Annotated in this window: 7 protein-coding genes; 4 read left to right on the top strand and 3 right to left on the bottom strand. The window is 73.9% G+C overall.

Annotated elements, in window-relative coordinates; all coding sequences use genetic code 11:
• Positions 1-116: 116 nt before the first annotated feature.
• The gene (locus tag L0B03_RS11825) at positions 117-896 is read left to right on the top strand and encodes a sirohydrochlorin chelatase (protein ID WP_250445997.1); all 780 of its coding nucleotides are present in this window, start codon (positions 117-119) and stop codon (positions 894-896) included.
• Positions 897-905: 9 nt separating this feature from the next.
• On the opposite strand, the gene L0B03_RS11820 is transcribed toward L0B03_RS11825, so the two are convergent.
• Complete coding sequence (locus L0B03_RS11820) at positions 906-2,750, bottom strand: hypothetical protein (protein ID WP_250445996.1); 1,845 nt, start codon at positions 2,748-2,750, stop codon at positions 906-908.
• A 269-nt stretch (positions 2,751-3,019) separates the two neighbouring features.
• Between L0B03_RS11820 and L0B03_RS11815 the strand changes: the two genes are divergently transcribed.
• Both L0B03_RS11815 and L0B03_RS11810 read left to right on the top strand, forming a co-directional pair.
• Entirely contained in the window at positions 3,020-3,334 is a 315-nt protein-coding gene (locus L0B03_RS11815; protein WP_250445995.1) for a DUF6343 family protein, read from the top strand.
• Positions 3,335-3,359: 25 nt separating this feature from the next.
• Positions 3,360-3,674 (top strand): putative quinol monooxygenase, encoded by a 315-nt coding sequence (locus L0B03_RS11810; RefSeq protein WP_250445994.1) that lies wholly within the window; start codon positions 3,360-3,362, stop codon positions 3,672-3,674.
• 30 nt (positions 3,675-3,704) lie between these two features.
• On the opposite strand, the gene L0B03_RS11805 is transcribed toward L0B03_RS11810, so the two are convergent.
• On the bottom strand, positions 3,705-4,760 hold the full coding sequence (locus L0B03_RS11805) for a PHP domain-containing protein (RefSeq protein WP_250445993.1): 1,056 nt from the start codon (positions 4,758-4,760) through the stop codon (positions 3,705-3,707).
• Positions 4,761-4,763: 3 nt separating this feature from the next.
• Complete coding sequence (locus tag L0B03_RS11800; RefSeq protein ID WP_250445992.1) at positions 4,764-5,762, bottom strand: Ku protein; 999 nt, start codon at positions 5,760-5,762, stop codon at positions 4,764-4,766.
• 207 nt (positions 5,763-5,969) lie between these two features.
• Between L0B03_RS11800 and ligD the strand changes: the two genes are divergently transcribed.
• Positions 5,970-6,854, top strand: a complete 885-nt coding sequence (gene ligD / locus L0B03_RS11795; protein WP_250445990.1) for a non-homologous end-joining DNA ligase — start codon at positions 5,970-5,972, stop codon at positions 6,852-6,854.
• Positions 6,855-6,911 lie beyond the last annotated feature (57 nt).

Genomic DNA, 6,911 nt, shown 5'->3' with positions numbered 1-6,911 from the left:
CGAGGTCGCGGTCGCCCGGCTCCGGGAGGCCGCCGGGCGCGGCCTCGTCCGCACCGTGGTCAAGCGCGGCTACCGCCTCGACCTCGCCGAACTCGTCCCCACGCAGGAGAGCACCCATGCCTGACCCTGTCCTCGTCGGCTGCTCGCACGGCACGGACGACCCGGAGGGCCGCCTCGCGGTCGCCTCGATCCTGACCGAGGTCCGCCGGCGGCGCCCCGACCTGGACGTGCGCGAGGCGTTCGTCGACGTGCAGCAGCCCGAGGTCGCGGACGTCGTCGGCGGCGCCATCACCGAGACCGGCAGCGCTGGCGCGCCCGGGACCGCGGTGGTCGTCCCGCTGCTGCTCTCCGCCGGGTTCCACGTGCACGTCGACATCGCCGCGGCGGTCGCCGACCGCACCGCCACCGCCTCCGGGGCCCTCGGACCGGACCCCCGCCTGGTCGAGGTGCTGGTGGACCGCCTGCGCGAGGTGGGGGCGACCGGGGAGGACGCCGTGGTGCTCGCCGCCGCCGGCTCGAGCGACGGGCGCGCCTCGCGCGCCGTCGAGGAGGTCGCCGAGCTGCTCCGGAAGCGCTGGCCCGAGGGTCCTGTGACGGTCGGCTACGGATCCTCCGCGAGCCCCTCGGTCCCGGAGGCGGTCGCCGCTGCGAGAGCCGACGGCCGCCGCGTGGTCGTGGCCGCCTACCTCCTCGCCCCGGGCTTCTTCCTCGACCGGCTCCGACGGGCGGGCGCCGACCTCCTCACCGGGGCCCTCGCCCCGGACCCGCGGATCGCCGACGTCGTCCTGGACCGGTACGCGTGCGCCGCACGCGCCGTCGTCGGGCCCTGCCCGGGAGCGTGCCCTGGGCGCAGCGGCTGCGGACAGGTCCGGGACCACGACCTGGCCACGGTCTGACCACGGGGCTCAGCCGACCGTGACCACCCCGTCGAGGGTGATGTTCGGCCGCCCGCTGGTGCCCTCGACCTCGATCCGGATGGTGCGCTGGGCCGACGTCGGCCAGCTGCGGTTCCACACGACCTGCTGGGAGGCCGTGGGGCCCGTCAGGTCCAGCGCGGTGACGCGGGCGCCGTCCACGAAGATCACCGCCCGTCCGGCCTCGGGGCTCCGCTGCGCGACCAGGGCGACCGAACGGCCGGTGAAGGTGTGGGTGAGTGCGGCCCCTGCCGTCCCCGAGCGCAGGGCTGCTCCCCCGTGATGGGCGGTGCTGCTCACGGTCGACCAGGTGCCCGAGCGCTGCATCGAGGTGTCCCGCACCACCGAGACGGTGCGGCTGGTCGACGAGCTGCGGGTGTTCCCGGCCTCGTCCTCGGCCACCGCGGTCCAGGTGCCCTGCCCCGCGGCGCTGCCGTAGGCCACCGTACGGCTCGGCTCGAAGACGCCCTGGGTCGGACCGCCGAGGGACACCTGACGCAGGCGCACGTCGTCCTGGGCCTCCCACTGCACGGTGATCGGCGCGGTGCCCGCGGCCGAGAGCGCACCCGTGCGGAGCGTGACCTCGGGGGCCCTCATGACGGTGGGCGCGACCGTGTCCCGCACCACGGTCACGGGTGGAGAGGTCGTGGCCGGCCCGGAGGATGACGTCGCACGGACGGTCAGGCTGTTGGGCCCGGTCACCACGGGCACACGCAGGCGCGTGGCCGGGGCTGGGGCCGTGGCCACCACCGTGCCGCCGCGCAGGACCTCGTACCCGGTCGCGGCGGGGCCCGCGTGCGCCCAGGTGAGCTCGACCGAGGAGTCCCGGGTGTAGTGCGTGCCCTCGGCAGCACGGGCGCCGGTCACCATGCCGACCGTCGGACTGGTCAGCGGGGAGGGCGTCGTCGTGTAGCCCGGGGAGACGTACCCGGTCCCGGCGAGCCCGGAGGGCACGAACTGCCCGCCGGGCGGGGTGCCGACCTCGACCGACGGCCAGGCCTGGGTGCCCGCCCCCGAGCCCTGGGGCCACAGGTAGCCGTCCGGCGAGCCCGGGCTGCTCGGCTGCACCCAGACGTCGGTCAGGCTCAGCGGCCAGGACAGCTGGTCGCGCCAGAGCATGTACCCGCTCGCGCTCGTGCCCCGCAGGTCCACCCGGCGCAGGTCCATGCGCTGCGGCTGGACCGTGCCGTGCTGCTGCGGCAGGAGGAAGAGACCCTGGTACGTCGTGGCACCGCTCAGGCCGTCGACGCGGAGCTCGCGGGGGCCGTTCCACGTCTGGATCACGTCGGCGTGGTGCCCGGCCTGGCTGCCGTGCACGGTCTCGACGCGGATGTTCTGCAGCTGCACGACGGCGCCGTGGGGCTGGCTGAGGTTGATCCCCTCCCCCAGACCGGCCCCCGAGATACGCAGGCCCTCCACGTGGACGGTGCCCGTCTGGTCCCGCAGGTAGAGCCCCCGGTTGGCACCGCCGCCCGTGCCGACACCGGAGGGGATGGTGATCTCCCCACCGATGAGGACGACGTCGTCGCCGCCGTTGACGATGAGCCCCCCGGCGCCGCTGAGGGGCGACGAGGGCATCCGCAGGACGTAGTCCTGGCCCGGCGCGAGCCGCAGGTCACGGTTCGACGGCGTGACGTCGATGGTGATCGGGTCGGTCAGGGTGGGTGGCGCCCAGCTGAGGCGGGGGGTCGAGGCTGCGGCCGGGGACGCCGTGATGACACCGAGTCCCGGGGTGGCGGCGAGGAGTGTTCCGCCGAGGACGAGAGCGAGCAGGGTACGAGCCGGGCGCGGTACGCGTGAGCGGCGGACGGCCACTGCTGGGCGGGTCGATGTCATTCGTGGTGGTCCCTCTGGGTGAACGTCCCGGGCACGGCGCCCGGCTGACCAGTGCATCGACAACTTCACCCGCTCCTTGAGTGGCGCGAGAATCCTCCGATCAACTAAAGGGGGACGAGCCGGACACCAACCCTTCAAGAACTCCGGCATCCGGTGGCGAACCAGGACGATCCGGCAGGTGTGGCGTGCGTCACATCTCGTGGTGCTCCGACGTGCGGGACGAGCCATCACCGGGGATCGTCGGTGAACGACCCCCACGGAGGCACCCGATGAGCGATCCCGACCCGACGCGAGAGTCGACCGACCCTGCACCCGACGCCAGGGCAGGACGCCACGCCGCGGGCCGTCCGGACCACCACGACCCGACCGCCGGCCTCGGCGGTGCTCCACCCGCCCACAGCGCGCTGACCCTGCGCCTCGTCCTGGCGAGCTTCGGCCTCGTGGCGTGCATCGTCGGCGCCGTCCTGGCCGCCGGCGCCCCCGACCTGCGAGGCATGCTGATCCTGCTGATCGTGCTGGCCGTCGTCGCGGCGGTCGACATCCTCGTGATCCTCAGACGCAAGAGGCGGGGCGAGCCCGGTTGACCCTCACCACGAAGGAGAGCACCACATGATCGGCATCGTCGTCCGCTTCGATCTCGTCGACCAGACCGCCGCCCGTCGGTTCGACGAGCTCACCACCGGTGTGGTCGACGCGATCACCGCCCACGAGCCGGGCACCCTCGTCTACGCGACCCAGTCGATGGTCGACGAGCCGCTCGCCCGGGTCTTCTACGAGGTCTACGCCGACGACGCCGCCCTCCAGGCCCACGAGGACGCCCCGCACGTGCAGGAGTTCCACACGCGCAAGGCGCCGCTCCTGCGCGTCCCGCCTCGCGTCGAGCACGTGGTCCTCGGGGCCGCGACGGGGCTCCCGCCGGGCTGACCGCCACGGGTCAGGGACACCTGGCCGAGGTCAGCGCCGCCCCGTCCACGCGAGCAGGCGCTCGACCGGCCAGGTGGTCACCACCCGGTCGGGCTCGACCCCGTGCGCGGCGAGACGGTCGCACCCGTCGACGAGCCAGTCGAGCTGGCCCGGGGCGTGGGCGTCGGAGTCCACGGTGAACAGGCACCCGACCTCGGCGGCGATCGCGATGAGATCCTCGGGCGGGTCCTGACGGTCCGGCCTGCTGTTGACCTCGACAGCCACCTCGTGCTCGGCGCAGGCCTCGAAGACAGCCCGCGCGTCGAAGTCGCTCGGCGGGCGCTCCCGCCCCAGCACGCGACGGCCGGTGCAGTGCCCGAGCACGTCGATCGAGGGGCCTCGTACGGCGGCGAGCATGCGCCGGGTCATCGCCGCACGGTCCATCCTCAGCTTCGAGTGCACCGAGGCGACCACCACGTCGAGCTCGTCGAGCAGGGCCGGCTCCTGGTCCAACCCACCGTCGTCGAGCACGTCCACCTCGATGCCGCGCAGCAGCCGGAACGGCGCGAGCACCTCGTTGGCCCGGGAGATCCGCGCCATCTGCCGGCGCAGGCGGGCCGGGGTGAGCCCGTGGGCCACCGTCAGCCGAGGCGAGTGGTCAGTCACGGCCAGGTACTCGTGGCCGATCTGGACAGCGGCCAGCGCCATGTCCTCGAGCGCAGCGCTGCCGTCGCTCGCCTCGGTGTGGGAGTGCAGGTCACCGCAGATCGCCTCGCGCAGGCGACGGCCCGCCGCCGTGCTCCGACCCTCGCGCTCCGCAAGGTCGGCCTCGAGCTCGGCGAGGACGTCGGGGGTAGACCCCGCGAGCACCTCGCGGACCGCGTCCGCCGTCCTGGCCCCGACCCCCGAGATCTGCTGCCAGCTGTCCGCGCGGCGATGCTGGTCCCAGTCCGCCTCGTCGAGCTCGCGCAACCGGTCCCCCGCACCACGGTAGGCGGCGCACCGGTACGAGGATGCCTGCTCGCGCTCCAGGAGGAAGGCCACACGGTGCAGGGCCGCGACCACCTCGTCCTGGCCGACCTCGTCCTGATCGAGCTGGGGCGCCACGGGTCAGGAGGCCTTGCGCGGGGTGGTCTTCTTGGCCCTGGTGGTCGTCTTCGTCGTGCTGGGCTTCTCGCTGCCGGACTTCGCGGCAGCCGCCTTGGTGGCGGGGCTCTTGGTGGCGGGGCTCTTCTTCGCGGCGCCCCCCTTCGTGGTGGTGCTCGTCGAGGCACCGCCACCGCTCGCGGGGCCCTTCCCGCCGGAGGAGGCAGCTCCGCCCCGCGTCCCGCGGGCCTTCTCGACGCTGCGCTGCAGGGCCGAGAGCAGGTCGACCACCTCGGCACCCCCCGAGCCCTCCTCCTCCTCGGCCTTCTCGGGCGCGACGGTCGTGCCCGAGCTCACCTTGGCCTCGATCAGCTGCTCGAGGGCGACGCGGTAGCTGTCCTCGAACTCCGAGGGGTCGAAGTCCGCCGCGAGGGACTCGACCAGCGAGGAGGCCATGGTGAGCTCCTGGGGCCGCAGCTTGACGTCGGCGTCGAGGACCGGGAAGTCAGCCTCGCGCACCTCGTCCGGCCACAGCAGGGTCTGCAGGCAGATGACGTCGTCACGCACCCGCAGCACGGCCATCGACTCGCGCTGACGCAGCGCGACCTTCACCACGGCCATCCGGTCGGTCTGGCGCAGGGCCTCGCGCAGCAACGCGTAGGGCTTGGCCGCGGTCTTGTCCGGCTCGAGGTAGTACGTCTTGGCGAGCATGATCGGATCGACCTGGTCCGCCGGGACGAACTCCTCGACGGCGATCTCCCGCTCGGTGGTCAGCGGCAGCTCGTCGAGGTCCTCGTCGGTGAGCACCACCATCTGGCCGTCGTCGGTCTCGTAGCCCTTGACGATGTCGTCGGGCCGGACCTCCTCGCCGTCGACGCTGCACACCTTGCGGTACCGGATGCGCCCGCCGTCCTCGCGGTGCACCTGGTGCAGGGACACGCTGTGCTCGCCGGTCGCGGCGTAGAGCTTGACCGGCACGTTGACGAGCCCGAAGGCCACGGCACCCTTCCAGATCGCGCGCATCTCGCCCCTCCTCCTCCGGTGCAGGGTCCCCCGGCGAGACCTCCGGCCCCGTGACCCGACGCCCGAGGGGCGCACCAGGGCCGGGGTGCCGGTCAGCACCTTCCTGGGCAGGATGGACCCGCACCCCCCTGGTCCGCTACCCGAGAACGCAGGTCGGGCTCGGCGAACCGATACAGCACGACGACGACACGAGGCGCGGGAGGACCGATGGGCGACCAGCCGCAGTGGGTCGAGGTGGAGGGCAGGCGCGTCAGGCTGACCCACCTGGACCGGGTGCTGTTCCCGGCGACGGGGTTCACCAAGGCTGAGATGATCCACTACTACACGCAGGTCGCCCCGGCCATCCTCGGCCAGCTGCGCGACCGGCCGGTCACGCGCATCCGCTTCCCCGAGGGCGTCGACGGCGAGCGGTTCTTCGAGAAGAACACCCCGCGGGGCGCGCCCGAGTGGCTCCGGCACCACGAGCTGCGCGCCAGCCCGGGATCGCAGGACGAGGGCACGGTCGTGGACCTGCCCGTCCTGGACGACCTCCCCTCCCTGGTGTGGGCCGCGAACGCCGGTGCGATCGAGCTGCACACCCCGCAGTGGCGGGTCGGGCCCCGGGGCGGGGTACGGGCCCCTGACCGGCTGGTGGTCGACCTCGACCCGGGCGAGGGTGCGGGCCTCGAGGAGTGCGCCGAGGTGGCCCACCTCGTGGCCGAGCGGCTGGGGGATGCGGGGCTGGACGACGTCGTCCCCGTCACCAGCGGCAGCAAGGGTCTCCAGCTCTACGCCCCCCTCGACGGACGGCGCACCGCGATGCAGGTCCGCGAGCAGGCCCACGAGCTCGCGCTGGGCCTCGCCGAGGACCACCCGGGGCTGGTCGTGGCCTCGATGAAGCGCGCGCTGCGGCCCGGCAAGGTGCTCCTCGACTGGTCCCAGAACCACCCCGCCAAGACGACCGTGACCCCGTACTCCCTGCGCGGGCGCGAGCGCCCTCAGGTCGCCGCGCCGCGCCGCTGGGAGGAGCTCGGCCCCGGACTCGCGCAGCTCGACCCCAGCACGGTCCTCGAGCGGCTCGAGCAGGACGGGGACCTGCTCGCCCGCGACTGACCACCCGCGACCGCCCCCCCCCCGGGCCACCCCGCCCGGGCGGCCGCCCCCGGAAAG

This window comes from Actinotalea sp. C106 (genome assembly GCF_023630195.1).
Lineage (GTDB): Bacteria > Actinomycetota > Actinomycetes > Actinomycetales > Cellulomonadaceae > Actinotalea.
This window is presented reverse-complemented; position numbering and strand designations above follow the sequence as displayed.

Coding starts and splice junctions, on each gene's coding strand:
- L0B03_RS11825 (WP_250445997.1), top strand. CDS start 117: ATGCCTGACCCTGTCCTCGTCGGCTGCTCGCACGGCACGGACGACCCG.
- L0B03_RS11820 (WP_250445996.1), bottom strand. CDS start 2,750: ATGACATCGACCCGCCCAGCAGTGGCCGTCCGCCGCTCACGCGTACCG.
- L0B03_RS11815 (WP_250445995.1), top strand. CDS start 3,020: ATGAGCGATCCCGACCCGACGCGAGAGTCGACCGACCCTGCACCCGAC.
- L0B03_RS11810 (WP_250445994.1), top strand. CDS start 3,360: ATGATCGGCATCGTCGTCCGCTTCGATCTCGTCGACCAGACCGCCGCC.
- L0B03_RS11800 (WP_250445992.1), bottom strand. CDS start 5,762: ATGCGCGCGATCTGGAAGGGTGCCGTGGCCTTCGGGCTCGTCAACGTG.
- ligD (WP_250445990.1), top strand. CDS start 5,970: ATGGGCGACCAGCCGCAGTGGGTCGAGGTGGAGGGCAGGCGCGTCAGG.